This is a genomic window from Rhizobium azibense (assembly GCF_004342325.1).
Lineage (GTDB): Bacteria > Pseudomonadota > Alphaproteobacteria > Rhizobiales > Rhizobiaceae > Rhizobium > Rhizobium etli_B.
Genome location: NZ_SMBJ01000002.1, coordinates 152,051 through 168,453 on the forward strand (window position 1 = coordinate 152,051; position 16,403 = coordinate 168,453).

At 59.0% G+C, this 16,403-nt stretch carries 16 protein-coding genes and 1 pseudogene; 5 read left to right on the forward strand and 12 right to left on the reverse strand.

Going from position 1 to position 16,403, the window contains the following annotated elements; all coding sequences use genetic code 11:
• Window positions 1-8: 8 nt before the first annotated feature.
• From EV130_RS04870 to EV130_RS04895, 6 genes are read right to left on the reverse strand one after another with little or no spacing between them, the layout of a single operon-like run.
• Entirely contained in the window at window positions 9-1,604 is a 1,596-nt protein-coding gene (locus EV130_RS04870) for a GMC family oxidoreductase (RefSeq protein WP_074064776.1), read from the reverse strand.
• A gap of 17 nt (window positions 1,605-1,621) precedes the next feature.
• Window positions 1,622-2,611, reverse strand: a complete 990-nt coding sequence (locus EV130_RS04875; protein ID WP_074064777.1) for a branched-chain amino acid ABC transporter permease — start codon at window positions 2,609-2,611, stop codon at window positions 1,622-1,624.
• A gap of 1 nt (window position 2,612) precedes the next feature.
• Window positions 2,613-3,500: a branched-chain amino acid ABC transporter permease gene (locus tag EV130_RS04880; protein WP_074064778.1), complete on the reverse strand. Its 888-nt coding sequence runs from the start codon at window positions 3,498-3,500 to the stop codon at window positions 2,613-2,615.
• 4 nt (window positions 3,501-3,504) lie between these two features.
• Window positions 3,505-4,206, reverse strand: coding sequence for an ABC transporter ATP-binding protein (locus EV130_RS04885; protein WP_074064779.1), 702 nt, complete (start codon window positions 4,204-4,206; stop codon window positions 3,505-3,507).
• Window positions 4,206-4,988 (reverse strand): ABC transporter ATP-binding protein, encoded by a 783-nt coding sequence (locus EV130_RS04890; RefSeq protein ID WP_074064780.1) that lies wholly within the window; start codon window positions 4,986-4,988, stop codon window positions 4,206-4,208. The genes EV130_RS04885 and EV130_RS04890 overlap by 1 nt, the downstream gene beginning before the upstream one ends.
• Window positions 4,989-4,992: 4 nt before the next feature.
• Window positions 4,993-6,198 carry an ABC transporter substrate-binding protein gene (locus EV130_RS04895; RefSeq protein WP_074064781.1) on the reverse strand — a complete coding sequence of 402 codons (1,206 nt, stop codon included), beginning with the start codon at window positions 6,196-6,198 and terminating at the stop codon, window positions 4,993-4,995.
• A gap of 254 nt (window positions 6,199-6,452) precedes the next feature.
• On the opposite strand from EV130_RS04895, the gene EV130_RS04900 reads away from it, so the two are divergent.
• Window positions 6,453-7,397, forward strand: a complete 945-nt coding sequence (locus EV130_RS04900; RefSeq protein WP_074064782.1) for a LysR family transcriptional regulator — start codon at window positions 6,453-6,455, stop codon at window positions 7,395-7,397.
• Here the strand turns inward: EV130_RS04900 and EV130_RS04905 are convergent, their stop codons facing one another.
• Window positions 7,398-7,736, reverse strand: a complete 339-nt coding sequence (locus EV130_RS04905) for a cupin domain-containing protein (protein ID WP_074064783.1) — start codon at window positions 7,734-7,736, stop codon at window positions 7,398-7,400. It abuts the gene before it with no gap.
• 161 nt (window positions 7,737-7,897) lie between these two features.
• Here EV130_RS04905 and EV130_RS04910 point away from each other — a divergent pair, with 161 nt between their 5' ends.
• The 3 genes from EV130_RS04910 (at window position 7,898) to EV130_RS04920 (ending at window position 11,166) form a co-directional block, all read left to right on the forward strand.
• A complete protein-coding gene (locus EV130_RS04910) occupies window positions 7,898-9,085 on the forward strand; it encodes an acyl-CoA dehydrogenase (protein ID WP_074064784.1) in 1,188 nt (395 codons plus the stop codon).
• Between the two features lie 255 nt (window positions 9,086-9,340).
• A complete protein-coding gene (locus tag EV130_RS04915; RefSeq protein WP_074064785.1) occupies window positions 9,341-9,802 on the forward strand; it encodes a DUF4126 family protein in 462 nt (153 codons plus the stop codon).
• Window positions 9,799-11,166 (forward strand): FAD-containing oxidoreductase, encoded by a 1,368-nt coding sequence (locus tag EV130_RS04920; protein WP_132552975.1) that lies wholly within the window; start codon window positions 9,799-9,801, stop codon window positions 11,164-11,166. Before EV130_RS04915 ends, EV130_RS04920 begins: the two co-directional genes overlap by 4 nt.
• Window positions 11,167-11,204: 38 nt before the next feature.
• Here EV130_RS04920 and EV130_RS04925 read toward each other — a convergent pair whose 3' ends face one another.
• The 4 genes and pseudogenes from EV130_RS04925 to EV130_RS04940 form a co-directional block, all read right to left on the reverse strand.
• The gene (locus tag EV130_RS04925; RefSeq protein WP_074064787.1) at window positions 11,205-12,248 is read right to left on the reverse strand and encodes an NAD(P)-dependent alcohol dehydrogenase; all 1,044 of its coding nucleotides are present in this window, start codon (window positions 12,246-12,248) and stop codon (window positions 11,205-11,207) included.
• Window positions 12,249-12,549: 301 nt separating this feature from the next.
• Window positions 12,550-12,807 (reverse strand): annotated as a pseudogene (locus EV130_RS04930) (SDR family oxidoreductase); the annotation flags it as partial.
• An 8-nt stretch (window positions 12,808-12,815) separates the two neighbouring features.
• Complete coding sequence (locus EV130_RS04935) at window positions 12,816-13,214, reverse strand: nuclear transport factor 2 family protein (protein WP_074064788.1); 399 nt, start codon at window positions 13,212-13,214, stop codon at window positions 12,816-12,818.
• A 132-nt stretch (window positions 13,215-13,346) separates the two neighbouring features.
• Complete coding sequence (locus EV130_RS04940; protein WP_132659492.1) at window positions 13,347-14,300, reverse strand: NmrA/HSCARG family protein; 954 nt, start codon at window positions 14,298-14,300, stop codon at window positions 13,347-13,349.
• 135 nt (window positions 14,301-14,435) lie between these two features.
• On the opposite strand from EV130_RS04940, the gene EV130_RS04945 reads away from it, so the two are divergent.
• Window positions 14,436-14,900 (forward strand): winged helix-turn-helix transcriptional regulator, encoded by a 465-nt coding sequence (locus tag EV130_RS04945; RefSeq protein ID WP_074064790.1) that lies wholly within the window; start codon window positions 14,436-14,438, stop codon window positions 14,898-14,900.
• 231 nt (window positions 14,901-15,131) lie between these two features.
• Here EV130_RS04945 and EV130_RS04950 read toward each other — a convergent pair whose 3' ends face one another.
• Window positions 15,132-16,043, reverse strand: coding sequence for a LysR family transcriptional regulator (locus EV130_RS04950; RefSeq protein WP_081377249.1), 912 nt, complete (start codon window positions 16,041-16,043; stop codon window positions 15,132-15,134).
• Window positions 16,044-16,403: the final 360 nt, after the last annotated feature.

Sequence of the window (16,403 nt, forward strand, 5' to 3'; positions counted from 1 at the left end):
GTGGCCTCCTATCTGTTGTCTTCGATAATCATTGCGGCCGCCTTTTCGGCGATCATGATCGTTGGAGAATTCGTATTGCCTGACGTGATCGACGGCATGATGGAGGCATCCGCGATCCTGAGCTTGGCGAGCGCGCGCAGCTTCAGCCGCGGATCAACGACACTGTCCTTGTCTGCGCCCATTCGGCAGGTTCCGACCGGATGGAAGATCGTCGTGCCGATGTCGCCCGCCGCCCGCTCCAGATCGGCCTCCGTCTGATAGGAGGGACCGGGTTTGAACTCCTCGGGCTGAAAGCGCGCAAAGGATGGCTGTGAAACGATCCGCCGTGTCAGCCTTATTGATCGAACAGCTATGTCGCGATCGCGCTCCGTCGAGAGGTATTTCGGAGCAATCGTCGGCTGCGTTGCAAAATCCGGGCTCGCAAGATGCACGGAGCCGCGGCTTTCCGGCCTCAGATTGCAGACGCTTGCGGTGATGGCCGGAAAGGCGTGCACCGGATCGCCGAACTTGTCGAGCGAGACCGGCTGTACGTGATACTGCAGGTCGGGAGTTTCCTTATCTGGCCCCGAGCGCGTAAAGATGCCAAGCTGGCTCGGTGCCATGGCCATCGGCCCGGATCGTCGGATCAGGTATTCGAGCCCGATAGCCGCCTTGCCGATCAACTTTGTCGCCTTCTCGTTCAGCGTCGGCACGCCGGTGACCTTGTAGGCGAGGCGAAGCTGCAGATGGTCTTGCAGGTTCTCCCCGACTCCCTTGACCTCGGCAACGACATCGACCCCGGCCTTGTTCAGCACATCGCCGCGACCGATGCCGGAGAGCTCCAGGATATGCGGCGAGCCGATGGAACCGGCAGAAAGGATCGTCTCTTTGGCCGCATATGCGCGCTTGGCGATGCCGTCGTGCTGGTATTCGACGCCGGAAATGGCACCCTCCTCCACAAGCAGCCGTCGCACTTGCGCCTTCATCAGAACAGTCAGATTGGCGCGCTTCATAGCCGGCCGGAGGAAGGCCTTTGCCGTGTTCCAGCGAATACCGGAGCGCTGGTTGACGTCGAAATAGCCGGAGCCTTCGTTGCTGCCGCGGTTGAAATCCTCCGTGATCGGAATGCCGGCTTCCCGAGCCGCCTGCTGGAATGCGTCGAGCACGGCCCAGCGCACCCGCGCTTTTTCCACGCGCCATTCGCCACCTGCACCATGCATCTCGTCGGCGCCGCGGTAATAATCCTCCGATCTGCGAAAGAAGGGCACGATGTCGCTCCAACTCCAGCCGCTGCATCCCATCTGCCGCCAAAGGTCGTAGTCGCGGGCCTGGCCGCGCATATAGATCATGCCGTTGATCGACGAACAGCCGCCGAGCACCTTGCCGCGCGGATAGCCCAGAGCCCGGCCGTTCAGCCCTTCCTCGGGTGCAGTTGTAAAGCACCAGTCGGTGCGCGGATTGTTGATGCAGTAGAGATAGCCGACCGGGATGTGTATCCAGTGGTAGTTGTCGTTGCCGCCGGCTTCCAGCAGTAGTACGCGGTTATTGCGGTCTTCGGATAGGCGGTTTGCCAGCACACAGCCCGCACTGCCAGCGCCGATGATGATATAGTCGTAGCGATCCATCTGATGTCACCGGCCGCTCAACGGCGATACACGAAGCCCAGTTTCCGGCCGATCCACGAGGCGTAGAATTCGCCGACGATCCCGCGGCGGAAGATCAACACGCAGATCATGAAAACGACGCCGGTGATGATCGTAACGGGAAATTCCGAAGTCGCGAGATAGTTCTGCAGTGTCACGACAAGCCCCGCCCCGAAGATCGGACCAATTAGCGTGCCTATGCCGCCGAGAAGCGTCATCAAGATCACCTCGCCCGACATCTGCCAGGCGACGTCCGTCAGCGTCGCGAACTGGAAAACCAGCGACTTCAAGGCTCCCGCCAACCCGGCAAGGGCTGCCGACATCACGAAGGCGCCGAGCTTGTAACGCGCCACCGAATAGCCGAGCGAAATCGCTCGGTTCTCGTTTTCCCGGATCGATTTCAAGATCATGCCGAAGGGCGAATGGATGAAACGCCAGATCAAAAGCATGCCGATGACGAAGACCGCCAGGACGAAGTAGTACATGCTGGTGGAATTATTCAAATCGATGAAGCCGAAGAGATGCCCCCTCGGAACGGACTGGATGCCGTCCTCGCCTTCGGTGAATTCCGCCTGCAGGCAGAAGAAGAAAAACATCTGCGAAAGCGCAAGCGTGATCATCGCGAAATAGATGCCCTGCCGGCGAATTGCAATATAGCCCATGACGAGGCCGAGAAGCGCAGCACCCGCAACGCCGATCAGGATGCCGAGTTCCGGCGGCACTCCCCATGTCTTGACGGTATAGGCAGTGAAATAGGCCGCCCCGCCAAAGAAGGTCGCGTGCCCGAAGGAAAGCAATCCGGTATAGCCGAGCAGAAGGTTGAACGCGCAGGCAAAGAGTGCAAAGCACAGCAGCTTCATCAGAAAGATCGGGTAGAAGAAGAACGGTGCGAGCAGCAGGAGCAAAAGGCCGATGATCAGGAAGCCGGCCTGTACCGACAGTGCGGTGCGGCTCTTTTCTGCACGAATGGTTTCGGTGATGTCCGTCATCTTACGCATCCCGGCCGAAAAGGCCCGCGGGCCTGACGAGAAGCACGATCGCCATGATCACGAAGATCACGATGTTCGACGCTTCCGGATAGAAAACCTTGGTCAGCCCCTCGGCAACGCCTAGAACGTAGCCGGTGACGATCGCCCCCATGATCGAGCCCATGCCGCCAACCACGACAACAGCAAAGACGACGATAATGATGTTGGACCCCATCAACGGCGAGACCTGGTAGACAGGTGCAGCCAGTACGCCGGCAAAGGCTGCAAGTCCGGCACCCAACGCATAGGTCAGCGTCAGCAGGACCGGCACATTGACCCCGAAGACCTGCACAAGCACGGCATTTTCCGTGGCCGCCCGAAGATAGGCTCCGAGCTTGGTCTTCTCGATGAGAAGCCAGGTGCCGATGCAGACCACCAGCGACATCACGACCACCCAGCCTCGATAGATCGGCAGGAACATGAAACCGAGGTTGGTACCACCGGCAAGGGCTGACGGCGTGGCATAGGGCTGGCCGGAAGAACCGTAGAGATAGCGGAACGTCCCTTCGATCGCGAGCGCCATGCCGAACGTGAACAGCAATCCATAGAGTGGATCGAGGCCATAGAGCCTCCGCAAGAAGAGCCGCTCGACGACGGCGCCGAAAAGACCGACTGCGAGCGGAGCAAGAATAAGCGCGGGCCAGTAGCCGATACCGCCATAGGCGAGCATCAGGTAGGCGACGAAGGCGCCGAGCATGTATTGCGCGCCATGGGCAAAATTGATGATGCGCAACAGGCCGAAAATGATTGCCAGGCCAAGGCTCAAAAGCGCGTAGAAAGAACCGTTGATGAGGCCGATCAGCAACTGGCCGAGAAGGGCCTGCACGGGGATGCCGAATATCATCGTCATGGCATCACACTCCCAGCACACTGTGCAGCGTATCCATCCGCTGCGGCAATTCGCCGACCGGGAACTCGGTCACCATCTGGCCATGGTCCATCAGATAGAAGCGGTCTGCAATGCGGCTTGCAAAGCGGAAATTCTGTTCGACGAGCAGTATGGTCATGCCGCGCTCCTTCAGCTTCCGCAGGACCTCACCGATACGTTGGACGATGACGGGCGCAAGCCCCTCGGTGGGCTCGTCGAGCAGCAGCATCTTGACTCCGGTGCGCAGGACACGAGCGATCGCCAGCATCTGCTGCTCGCCACCGGAAAGCTTGGTCCCGGCGCTCGCGCGGCGCTCGTAAAGATTCGGGAAAAGTTCGTAGATCTCGTCGAGATTCATGCCGCCTTCGGCCACGACCGGTGGCAAGAGCAGGTTTTCCGACACGCTCAGTGTCGAAAAGATGCCGCGCTCCTCAGGCACGAAGCCGATGCCCTTGTGTGCCGTCTTGTGCAGCGGCACCTGCATCATATCCGCTCCGGCGAAGCTAATCTTGCCCCTGCGGGCCCGCACGATGCCGGTGATCGTGCGAAGCGTCGTTGTCTTGCCGACGCCGTTGCGGCCGAGGATAGTGACGGTTTCGCCTTCGCCGACATACATGTCGACGCCGTGCAGAATATGGCTTTCGCCGTACCAGGCATTGAGGCCTCGAACTTCCAGCAGGGCAACCATCAACTTTCCTCCGTGCCCATATAGGCCTCGCGGACGCGTGGATCCTGGCTGACGGAGGCGTAATCGCCCTCCGCGAGGATCTCGCCGCGCTGAAGTACGGTCACCTGCTGGCAGATATCGGCAACGACAGAAAGATTGTGTTCGACCATCAGTACCGCCCGCACGCGCGCAACCTCGCGGATGATGGCCGAAACGACGCTGACGTCCTCCTGCCCCATACCGGCCATCGGCTCGTCGAGAAGCAGAACCTTCGGATCGAGCGCAAGCGTCGTTGCGATCTCCAGTACGCGCTTGCGGCCGTAGGAAAGATCAGCGGCAATATGGTCGCGCTCCTTGGAAAGGCCGACATTTGCCAGCAATTCTTCGGCGCGGTCGTTCAGGCGATCGAGTGCAGACACCGGCCGCCAGAACTGCGTGGAGAGATTGTTCGGACGCTGCAGGGCGACACGCACATTGTCGAGCACCGACAGGTGCGGGAAGACCGCCGAAATCTGGAAGGAACGCACCAGCCCCATGCGCGCCACCTTGTCCGGCGATGTCCTGGTGATATCCGTCCCCATCAGCGTGATCGTGCCGTGCGTCGGCTGCAGAAACTTGGTCAGCAGGTTGAAGACCGTCGTCTTGCCCGCGCCATTCGGTCCGATGAGGGCATGGACGCTGGCATCATAGACGTCGAGATCGACATTTTTGACGGCCGTGAAGCCACCGAAATCCCGGCGAAGGCCGCGGGCGGAGAGTACCACCCGCGGCGTTGCATTCGTCTCTGTTGCGGGAACCGCCATGAGCTTATTTCACCAGATCGCAGCCGCTCTTGGCGGGATCGATGTAGGCGTCCTTGCCGGGGATGGTGGCGAGAACGTCGAAGTAGTCCCAGGCCTCCTTGCTCTCGTCCGGCTTTTTCACCTGCAGGAGATACATGTCATGGATCATGCGGCCGTTCGGGCCGACGGTGCCACCGCGGCCGAAAACGTCGTCGACCGGCATTTCATGGAGTTGCTTGGCGACGGCATCCGTATCGTCTGTTCCGGCCTTCTGGATTGCCTTCAGGTACTGAAGCACGGCGGAATAGGTTCCGGCGTGGATCATGTTTGGCATCTTGCCGGTGCGATCGAAGAATTTCTTTCCGAAAGCGCGGCTCTCGTCGTCACGGTTCCAGTAATAACCTTCCGTAAGCGTCAAGCCTTGAGCGGCTTCGAGGCCAAGGCCATGGACGTCAGCGAGCGTGAAGAGCAACGCCGCCAGGCGCTGGCCGCCCTGCGTGATGCCGAACTCGGCCGCCTGCTTGATTGCGTTCGACGTGTCGAGGCCTGCATTGGCAAGACCGACGACCTTGGCGCCGGAAGACTGGGCCTGCAGCAGGAAAGACGAAAAATCCTGGCTGGCGAGCGGATGCCGGACGGAGCCGATGACATTGCCGCCATTGGCCTTTACGAAATCACTCGTCTGCTGTTCCAGCGAATAGCCAAAGGCATAGTCCGCCGTCAGGAAGAACCAGCTGTCGCCACCCTGCTTCACAAGTGCGCCACCGGTGCCGACGGCAAGGGCATGCGTATCATAGGCCCAATGGAAGCCGTAGGGCGAACAGGCCTTGCCCGTCAGATCCGTCGTCGCGGCACCCGTGACGATGTCGATCTTCTTCTTTTCTTTGCCAATTGCCTGGACAGCAAGCGCAACCGACGACGTCGTCAGTTCCATGATAGCGTCGACCTGCTCGGTGTCGTACCACTGCCGGGCGATGTTCGATGCAATGTCCGGCTTGTTCTGATGGTCGGCGTCGACGATCTCGATTGGAGAGTCGAGCACTTTACCTCCGAAATCTTCGACGGCCATCTGGGCGGCTTCAACGGACGATTTACCACCGAAATCGGCATAGACGCCGGATTGGTCGTTGAGGATGCCGATCTTCACCTTGCCGTCGGAAGCTCCATCGGCGAGTACGGCGGTGCCGCTGGCAAGCAGGAATGCCACGGACGCAATGAGATTCTTTCGCATATGTCTCTCCTCCCAGAGATGGCCAGATCGCGCGTCTGTTCAAAATTGGCCAGCCGCTCTCCTCAAGTCAGCCGGCGCTTCGCCTACGATCAAGGAAAATCGGCCTTGAGGCAACCGGTGGTTTACAGCTAATTACAAACAGTATCTGTTCATTTCTGAACAGAAGGTTGAAACCGACACGCTAGGGCGCTTTCCATTCTTGGGCAGCGATCGGCGATGAGACCAGAGACCCAGATTGGACGGCGCGACGCTGCATGAGCAATCTTCCGCAATTTACTTGGGACGATCTTCAGTTTTTTCTAGCCGTGGCGCGCACCGGCCAGCTATCGACGGCCGCAAGGCAGCTGCGCAGCAGCCACGCCACCGTCTCGCGACGCATCGACCGGCTTGAATTTTCCCTGAAGGTCAAGCTTTTCGAGCGCAACGCGCGCGGCTACGTGCTGACTGCGATGGGTACGCGCTTCGTGGACACCGCTGAAAAAATGGAACAGGAGACCGAACGCCTGCGAGCCGACCTTGCCGCAGGGTCGATGACGCAGCGCGGCGTCGTGCGATTGAGTGCGCCGGAGGGTTTTGCGAATTTCTTCTTTGCGAGCGTGCTGCCGAAATTTGCAGCTCTCCATCCGCATCTGTCGCTTGAGCTTGTGACGATCCAGCAGATCATGTCCCTGTCGCGCAAGGAAGCGGACATTACCGTCGTCTTGGACGAGCCGAAGGGCGGCCCGTATTTTTCCGAAAAGCTGACGGACTACCATCTGCAGGTTTACGGCTCGCGGGATTATCTTGCCAAGAGCCCGCCGGTCACCTGCCGCGACGATCTGCTGAACCATCCCTTCATCAGCTATATCGAGGAGATGATCTTCGCGCCGGGGCTTGACTATCTTGGCGACGTGCATCCGCGCATCAAGCCGCAGTTCCAAAGCTCCAGTATCTTTGCGCAGCTGACGGCGACGCGAAACGGCCTGGGGCTTTGCGTGCTTCCCTACTTCTTCGCAAGCCTTTATCCTGAACTCGTGCGCGTACTGCCGGATGAAGTGGATCTCTGCCGCAACTACTGGGTCACTTGTCATCAGGATATGAGACAAGCGCCGCGCGTGCGAGCCGTTATCGACTTTCTGCGGGAGGCCGTGAAAGGCGAAGACGCACGTTTCATCCCGCCGTTTGCGGCCGCAATCCATTCCGGGCGAAGGCCCGGATGACTATTTCAGGAATTCGGCGCGGTGCGGCGCGAAGGTGTCGATCAGCCGCCCCTTCTCCAATGCCTTGACGCCGTGAACGAGGTCGGGCGGCACGATGAAGCTGCCGCCTTCTTTCAGCACTTCCGTCTTCCCGTCGATGGTGACCGCAAAGCTGCCTTCGGCAACATAGCTCGCCTGGATGTGCGGGTGCGAATGCGCAGCACCGATTGCATCTTTTTCGAAGGCGACTTCAACCATCATCATCTCGGGCAGGTAGACCATGATCCGGCGGGTAACCCCCGGCTCCGGACTGATCCAGTCAGCGCCTTCGGCATGCACGAAAAGACCACTCGATGTCATGTTCAACTCCCCACTTCGATTCCCATCGGGCGGCAAGTTGGAGCATTGGGGTCTGTTTGAAAAGGGCGCAACGGTATATTCCTTCCAATTGACGCTGAAGCTGCCCGGGTTTATCGCGGGCTTGATCAGGCTTGCCTGAAGACCGGTGAGGAGACGCCGTCATGCAGCATACCCGCGAAACCTTCGACTGGGCCGATCCCTTCCGGCTGGTGGAACAGCTGAGCGACGAGGAGCGCATGGTGCAGGACACGGCAAACGCCTATGCGCAGGAAAAGCTCGCTCCCCGGGTGCTCGATGCATTCCGCAGCGAAAGGACAGATCCGGCGATCTTCCGCGAAATGGGCGAACTTGGCCTGCTCGGTGCGACGATCGCATCGGAATACGGCGGAGCAGGCTTGGGTTATGTGGCCTACGGCCTGATTGCCCGCGAAGTCGAGCGCGTCGATAGCGGCTACCGCTCGATGATGAGCGTGCAGTCGTCCCTCGTCATGGTGCCGATCGAGGCGTTCGGCTCGCAGGCGCAGAAACAGAAATATCTGCCAAAGCTTGCAACCGGCGAATGGATCGGCTGCTTTGGGCTCACCGAACCGGATCACGGCTCCGATCCCGGATCGATGGCGACGCGAGCCAAAAGGGTCGATGGCGGCTATAGCCTAACCGGGTCCAAGACCTGGATCACCAATGCGCCGATCGCCGATGTCTTCATTGTCTGGGCCAAGACTGAGGACGGCGTGATCCGCGGTTTTGTCCTGGAAAAGGGCTGGAAGGGCCTGACGGCGCCGGCCATCCACGGCAAAGTGGGTCTGCGCGCCTCGATCACCGGCGAGATCGTGCTCGACAATGTTTTCGTGCCGGAGGAAAACCTGCTGCCCGATGTGACCGGTCTGAAGGGGCCGTTTACCTGCCTGAATTCCGCCCGTTTCGGCATTGCCTGGGGAGCGCTCGGTGCGGCCGAAGCCTGTTATGCGACGGCCCGGCAATACACCCTCGATCGCAGGCAGTTCAACCGGCCGCTTGCCGCCAATCAGTTGATCCAGAAAAAGCTAGCAGACATGGTAAGTGAGATCGCGCTCGGCCTGCAGGGCTGCCTGAGGCTCGGCCGCATGATGGAAGAGGGCCGTCCGCCGGTGGAACTCACCTCAATCCTCAAACGCAACTCCTGCGGCAAGGCACTCGACATTGCGCGCACCGCCCGCGACATGCTCGGCGGCAATGGCATCTCCGATGAGTTCGGCGTCGCCCGCCACCTCGTCAATCTCGAGGTCGTCAATACCTACGAGGGTACGCATGACATCCACGCCCTCATCCTCGGCCGCGCCATCACGGGAATACAGGCCTTCGCGAATTAGCGTTCCGCCCGGCGGCGGCGAGAGGCAACCGAAGCAACAAGATTTCCCGCGATGCCCGAGCGCATCGTTGCCCTTAAGTGGCACCGAGCCTGCCCCTTGAGGCAATGCCGATCGTGATCGGACATGCAAGATCCTTATCCAATCGAAGCTCAGCTCCGCATTCGAAAATGGGCCGGGGCGTCAATTGCAACCGTATGGAGATTGTGCAACGCTGCCGTCGCCGATACAGCACCAATAGGGGAAGGGGTTTCTCATATGCTTCTATTCCTTGCATTTTCGATCGGAATTATTGCCGGCCTCAGGGCCATGACTGCGCCCGCCGCCGTTGCCTGGGGCGCCGCACTTGGCGGGTTCAACGTTTCTCAAACATCTCTCGCCTTTATGGGCTACCGGTGGACGCCGTGGATTTTCACGGTGCTTGCCGCCGTCGAAATGATCACCGACCAATTGCCGACAACGCCAAGCCGCAAGGTGCCGATGCAGTTCGGCGCCCGTTTGATCATGGGTGCATTGGCAGGCGCAACGATCGGCGCTTCGGATGGTTCCCTGACAGCGGGGCTCATTGCGGGCATCGTCGGTGCCGTTGTCGGAACGCTCGGCGGTGCCTTTATCCGCGGCAAGCTTGCGAAGGGTTTCGGCAAGGATTTGCCGGCGGCACTTATCGAAGATGGTGTCGCCATCGGCGGCGCGCTGTTGATCTTGGTGGCCGTGCCATGAAAAGTTACGACGCGATCTTTATCGGAGCCGGTCAGTCCGGCCCCTTCCTCGCCGCCCGCATGTCCGAAAAGGGCATGAACGTAGCGCTGATCGAGCGAAAATTTCTTGGCGGTACCTGCGTCAATGCCGGCTGCATGCCGACGAAGACCCTGGTCGCCAGTGCCCGGGCCGCCCATGTCGCGCGCCGCGGCGGCGATTACGGCGTGAAGATCGCTGGCAAGATCGAGATCGACATGATGATCGTGCGCCAGCGCGCCGAAACCGTTACCATGAACGCCCGCAACGGCCTGATCAGCTGGCTTGGCAGCATGGATACGATGGACGTGATCTACGGCCAGGCCAGATTTGCCGGTCCGAAGACAGTCATGGTCAACGGCGAGATGCTGTCGGCGCCGCAAATCTTTCTGAATGTCGGTGCTCGCCCGGTCATTCCGGATTTTCCCGGTATCGAGGACATCGACTATCTCACAAGCACGTCGATCATCCACCTCGACACGCTGCCACGCCACCTGGCCGTCATAGGCGGCAGCTATATCGGTCTCGAATTCGCGCAGATGTACCGTCGCTTCGGCGCCGAAGTCACAATCATCGAACGCGGGCCGAAGCTTGCCTCCCGCGAAGACGAGGATATCTCCGATGCAATCGCGCAGATACTCGGCGCCGAAGGTATTGCAGTTCACACTCAGGCAGATCGTATCGCATTCGCAAAGAATGGCGATGTTGTTGCCGTCAGCACCGGCGACGGCAAGCCGGTGATCGAGGCAAGTCATGTGCTGATTGCAACCGGCCGCAGGCCGAACACCGACGATCTCGGCCTCGATGCCGCCGGCGTTTTGACGGACAAGCGCGGCTACATTACGGTGGACGACAGGCTGATGACCAATGTCGAGGGCATCTTCGCGCTCGGCGACTGCAACGGCCGCGGAGCCTTTACGCATACGTCCTATAATGATTTCGAGATCGCCGCAGCCAACCTGATTGATGGTGGCGATCGCAAGGTGAGCAGCCGCATTCCCGCCTATGCACTTTATATCGATCCGCCACTCGGCCGCGTCGGCATGACGGAGAAGGAAGCGCGCGCTTCCGGCAAAAACATCATGGTCTCGTCCCGCCCGATGAGCCGCGTCGGTCGTGCCAGCGAACGAGGCGAGACCATGGGATTCATGAAGATCGTCGCCGAGGTCGAAAGCAAGCGAATTCTCGGTGCCGCAATCCTTGGCATCGAAGGCGACGAGGCAATCCACGGCATCATCGATGCCATGAATGCCGGAACGACCTACCCTGCCCTGCAATGGTCGGTGCCGATCCATCCGACCGTCTCGGAACTGATTCCGACGGTGCTGGGAGATTTAAAGGCGGTTTGAGAAATTTCCTTCTGCCCCGGAAAGAAGTTGAGAGGCTCTTATTCCATCACGATCTGCAGCTTGACATCCGTCGGCCGCGCTTCGACGGCACGATCGAAAGCCTTGATCGAATCCTCGAACTGGAAGACCCCCGAAATCAGCGGCTTGAGGTCGACGCGGCCGGAGCCGAGGAGCGCGATCGATCGCTCGTACTGGTGCGCGTAGCGGAAGACCGTTTCGATGCGAACCTCCTTGGTCGAAGCCGTCGAAATGTCGAAGCCGACGGGATCCACCGGCAGGCCGACGGCAACGATGACCCCTCCCGGGCGCACCAGATCCATGATCGTTTCCCAAGCCTTTGGCGACCCGGAGCACTCGAAGATCACGTCTGCGCCCCAGTCGGCGGTCAGGCGGCTCACTTCGTCGACGAGATTTTTCTCGCGGATGTTGACCGGAATGACGCCCTGATACTGCGCGGCGATGTCGAGCTTCGGCTGGGCGAGATCGGCAACAATCGCCCGGGCACAGCCTCCGGCTAGCGCCGCAATCGCCACCATCGTACCGATCGGGCCGGCGCCGAGAACGACGGCCGTGTCGCCGGGTGCGATTTTTGCTTTGGCCGCGGCCTGCATGCCGACCGCAAATGGTTCGACCATCGCGCCTTCGGCAAAGCTGACATTGTCCGGAAGCTTGTAGGTGTAGTTGGCGCGATGAACCACTTCTGGCGTCAGGACTCCGTGAACCGGGGGCGTCGCCCAGAAGGTGACGGCAGGATCGACATTGTACATGCCAAGCCGGCTTGCCTTGGAGTTCGGATCGGGAATGCCGGGTTCCATGCAGACGCGGTCGCCGGCCTTCAGATGTGCCACGCCTTCACCGACTTCGACCACTGTACCGGCCGCTTCGTGCCCAAGCACCATCGGCTCACGGACGACAAATGGCCCAATCCTGCCGTGGGTGTAATAATGCACGTCCGAACCGCACACGCCGACGGTGTGGATCTTGATCTTCACCTGTCCCGGTCCGGTTTGCAGCGGTAGATCAATTTCGCGAAGGGCAAGCTCATGCTGACGCTCCAGTACCAGCGCACGGACTTTGGCCATAAGTCGGTTTCCTTCCCTGATAGTTCGTCCGGTTCACCTGGACGTCGTTTGACCGACTATACGACCCACCAGGCCAACAGAGCAACAGAATAACGAGGCTTTTGCTCGCGATGTGATGATTTGCTCAGTTAATCCCGACCAGGTTGGGCGCAGGTAGCGGCTGCCCGGGACCTGTGCAAACCTGCCGGCGATGGATGCTCGATCGCACAAGCGCGCGGGCGAAGGCCGCACCCATATTGCCGGCACCGATGACGCCGGTGGACATCTTTTCTTCCTTAAGATCAAGATGAGGCTGATCGGATCACGCCGTGAAGCCGCCATCGGCGACGATGTCGGCGCCTGTCACGAAGGCTGCTTCCGGGCTCGCGAGGTAGGCGACGACGCTTGCGATCTCATAATCTTTGCCGTAGCGGCCGATCGCCATGCCGGGACCGACGATCCTCGAGACCGGACCTCCATCGGGGTTCATATCGGTGTCCGTTGGACCAGGATGGACGGTGTTAACGGTGATCCCCTTAGGCCCAAGGTCACGCACGAGACTGCGGTTGAAGCCGGCGACAGGCTTGATCACCCGAACACTTCCAGGACGTGAAGCAAGTCGGTGTATTCGCGCACCTTCGCGATCTTGCCGCCCCTGATGGTGAAAAGGAGCGCGTACTCGTTTTCGTATACTTTCCCGGTTCTGGTCGTAGCGTGTGAACGAGTTTCGGCCGCCACGATGTCGCCTTCGCCGATGATGCTGACGATCTGCATATCGAGGCCGTCGGTATAGGCTGAAAGCATGTTACGGAACATCTTTGCGGCCTCCTCTTTAGTTTTCGTGCCCGACGACGGAAAGAGATGCGGCTTGCCGTTGACCCACCAGGTCGCATCGTCTGTCATCACATCGATCAGACCGTCGGCATTGGACTTCCTGAAGTGGTCGCAGAACTCGCGCACGACGCGCTTGTTGTCTTCAACGCTCATTTCGTTTCCCAATATTGGTTGGAGCTGATTTCTGAGTTTAAGCAAAGGCCGGCCGCCGGAGGGAATTGCGGGAGGGCCGAACTTTTTGATTTAGGCGGGATAAGATCCCCCCATGTTGGGCATCAAGGTTCGTCAAGGGCCAAACTGATGCTTACCACCGCGCCAGCCCGAGGTTTGAATGAACTTTTCCCAGGAGAGCGTTTCCGGGTCCAAGCGCCGGCTCCATTCCAGATCGTGTTCCTTGCCAAAGTAACCATATTCTACGGCATATTCGACCATTCCGATTAGCTCCTGCACAAGGAGATCGTTGGCGCCGAAGCCAGGAAAGAAATGCAGGAGGTCCTCGCGCTTGAAGGCGCTGCGGTATTCGGCCTTGATGCCCGTTACTCGCTGAAAGGTTTCAACCATCTCGCGAGGCGAAATGATTTCACCCACGATCGGAAGTGTCTTACCCTTGAACGTGTCCGGGTCAGACAATACAGAGAGCACAGCTGGTCCCGTCGCCGTCGTCGGATCGACAAACGGTGCACGAAAGTCTTCCGGAAGGTAGATTGGCATAAGGAGCGTGTCCCCTTGCATCTGGGGAACGTAATATTCGAGCAGGTTCGTGTAGAAAAACGCAAGCGACACGAACGAATGCGTAACGGGCAACGTGCGAATGTAGTCAGCAACCAGTGCCTTGTCAGTGAAGTGCGGCGTGAATTTCGTTCCCGTGGTAATTTTGTCGACATTGTCCAAAGTCGAAAAAACGATGTGGCTCACGCCTGCCTCGACTGCCGCATCGGCAATCTGTTTGCCAAGCGCAAATTCGGCATTGTCTTGCGGTACGAGCTGGGGGGTCATCAGATAGGCACCGTCGGCACCGTGAAATGCCGCAACGAGTTCCTTCTCATGGCCGAGACTGAGGGGCGCCACCACAATTTCTGCCCCTAGTTCCGCCAGACTGCGGGATCCTGCTGAATCGCGGGTTCTGGTCAGTGCGCGGACTCGATATTGATTGCTTTTAAGAAGCGTCGCCGCAACGCTGCGGCCCTGCTTGCTAGTTGCGCCGACAACCGAAATAAGCGGTTTTTGTTTTTGAGGCATCAAAACTCAGTTCCTTGTGTAGGTTCAGCCATTGGAAACAGGCACGCTGGCTTTGGTGCATCCGTCTTTCCATGCGAACTACATAAGGATAAGCTGCTTGCTCGATAAGTACGTACAAAGAGCGCATGTAGTATCATGAATGATAGTGCCCCCCTAAAGCGGACACGTCGCGCAGCAACGAAAACGGGATGCGCTGTCGAGGCGACGATCTCGGTTGTTGGTGGCGTCTGGAAGCCCGTCATCTTGTTTCATTTGCTCGATGGCAAAATGAGATTTAACGCAATCTGTCGTCTCACTCCTGCTGCGACGCCACGAATGATCACGCTTCAATTGCGGGAGTTGGAGGCCGACGGCATTATTAGCCGGACTATCTATCCGGAGGTGCCGCCCAGGGTAGAATACGAACTCACGGAACTCGGGCTATCATTGGAGCCATTGCTCGTCAGCATGTGCGAATGGGGCGAGAGACTTCAGGCGTTGCATGGTATTCCCTGCGACATCGGAAACTGCAGACCTCGGTCTCAGAAGCGGGTTTTGGCGGGCGGGCCTAATCGCTGGACCTCGGCTACAGATGAGCCACCTCTCACTGAGGGGCCATGATTTGCGGACTTGTCGCGGTGCGTTCGCTCCTACAGGCTGGTGCCGGCGACTGTACGCTTCGCCAGACCTCAATCGCCTTGAACAGATACGAACCAGATACGAACCTTCGGCCCGTGCACTTCAGCGGCTAAGCGATTTGATTGAAGCGCATTTCTCACGTGACCGATTCTGCGAACATCATCCAAACCGCAAATTGTCTTTTGGGAAGGACGACAGATCTTGAGTGTTTCCTTAATAAAGTTTTTGAGAAATGTGCTCGGCCATGAAATCAATGAAAGCGCGAACTTTAGGCGCTCTTGCCGACATAGGGGGCCAGACGAGCGAAACGCTGCCACGTTCGCCCGTGTAATCTGCGAGAACGGCTTTGAGACGCCCCGCCGCAATGTCATCGCTCACGAGATAGCTCGGCACCTGAATGATTCCTAATCCACCCAGTGCGGCCGATGCAAGTGCCTCGCCGTCGTTCAATATCGTAGACGGCTTGATTGGCGTTGCTTGGGGTGAATTCCTGAACGCCCAAACCTCTGGCCGGCCGGTGGTTGGAAAACGATAGTATATACAGCAGTGACTATGGAGATCGGCTGGACTTTGCGGAATGCCGCGGTGGGCAAGATATCCAGGTGAGGCGCATGTTGTGAATGTATGTGGTCCGATCCTTCGTGCGCGTAAGGTTGAGTCGTCCAGCTCTCCAAGTCGCAGCACCACGTCATATCCGCCCTCGATGATATCAACCTTCACGTCATCGAGGCTGATTTCGGTCGTCACCTCTGGAAACCGGGTTCGAAAATCAAGGAGCGCCGGCATGACGATCTTGCGACCTAACACTGTGGGCACGCTCACCTTGAGGCGACCTCGGGGCGCCTTCTGGACCAGATGAAGCTCTTGCTCAGCATCTTGCAGTTCTTTCACGATACGGGTGACGTATCGGTACAGGATGTCACCTTCGCCGGTCACGGCCAGCGACCTGGTCGTACGGTTTAACAACCGCAGACCTAGACGCGCTTCAAGGCGCTCTACCGCTTTGCCCACGGCCGATGCGGATAGGCCGAGCTTCCTTCCCGCAGCCGCAAAACTTCCGGTTTCGACGGCGACTGAAAATGCGACAAGGCCGCTGAGGGACTCTATGGAGACGATTGACGACATTATGGCCGGTATGATGCGACGAGTACCCCTATTCCGTCAACTGCTGCGATCCTCCAATATCTGAACAGCAAACGCTGGGGCAACCGCCTCCAGAGTGCCGAGCTAAGCTTTGGGAGGAAGTAATCTTGTATTTCACTCACGCACACGTTCCCCCATCGTTGATCATCTCACGCGCCGAATAACGGATCAAGCAAGCAATGACCCGGTTGCGGCAGGTGATCTTGGAACGCTTGAAAACGACCGTGATGGATTGGCTCGCCGTCTACCCGAGCGTCCTTCTGGTTATCTGGCTTGTGGGCGACCGTACGCAGAACTGGCCAACGCCACTGCGTGTTTTGGGCGCAACGCTCTTGATCGTGC

Coding starts and splice junctions, on each gene's coding strand:
- EV130_RS04870 (WP_074064776.1), bottom strand. CDS start 1,604: ATGGATCGCTACGACTATATCATCATCGGCGCTGGCAGTGCGGGCTGT.
- EV130_RS04875 (WP_074064777.1), bottom strand. CDS start 2,611: ATGACGGACATCACCGAAACCATTCGTGCAGAAAAGAGCCGCACCGCA.
- EV130_RS04880 (WP_074064778.1), bottom strand. CDS start 3,500: ATGACGATGATATTCGGCATCCCCGTGCAGGCCCTTCTCGGCCAGTTG.
- EV130_RS04885 (WP_074064779.1), bottom strand. CDS start 4,206: ATGGTTGCCCTGCTGGAAGTTCGAGGCCTCAATGCCTGGTACGGCGAA.
- EV130_RS04890 (WP_074064780.1), bottom strand. CDS start 4,988: ATGGCGGTTCCCGCAACAGAGACGAATGCAACGCCGCGGGTGGTACTC.
- EV130_RS04895 (WP_074064781.1), bottom strand. CDS start 6,198: ATGCGAAAGAATCTCATTGCGTCCGTGGCATTCCTGCTTGCCAGCGGC.
- EV130_RS04900 (WP_074064782.1), top strand. CDS start 6,453: ATGAGCAATCTTCCGCAATTTACTTGGGACGATCTTCAGTTTTTTCTA.
- EV130_RS04905 (WP_074064783.1), bottom strand. CDS start 7,736: ATGACATCGAGTGGTCTTTTCGTGCATGCCGAAGGCGCTGACTGGATC.
- EV130_RS04910 (WP_074064784.1), top strand. CDS start 7,898: ATGCAGCATACCCGCGAAACCTTCGACTGGGCCGATCCCTTCCGGCTG.
- EV130_RS04915 (WP_074064785.1), top strand. CDS start 9,341: ATGCTTCTATTCCTTGCATTTTCGATCGGAATTATTGCCGGCCTCAGG.
- EV130_RS04920 (WP_132552975.1), top strand. CDS start 9,799: ATGAAAAGTTACGACGCGATCTTTATCGGAGCCGGTCAGTCCGGCCCC.
- EV130_RS04925 (WP_074064787.1), bottom strand. CDS start 12,248: ATGGCCAAAGTCCGTGCGCTGGTACTGGAGCGTCAGCATGAGCTTGCC.
- EV130_RS04935 (WP_074064788.1), bottom strand. CDS start 13,214: ATGAGCGTTGAAGACAACAAGCGCGTCGTGCGCGAGTTCTGCGACCAC.
- EV130_RS04940 (WP_132659492.1), bottom strand. CDS start 14,300: ATGCCTCAAAAACAAAAACCGCTTATTTCGGTTGTCGGCGCAACTAGC.
- EV130_RS04945 (WP_074064790.1), top strand. CDS start 14,436: ATGAATGATAGTGCCCCCCTAAAGCGGACACGTCGCGCAGCAACGAAA.
- EV130_RS04950 (WP_081377249.1), bottom strand. CDS start 16,043: ATGTCGTCAATCGTCTCCATAGAGTCCCTCAGCGGCCTTGTCGCATTT.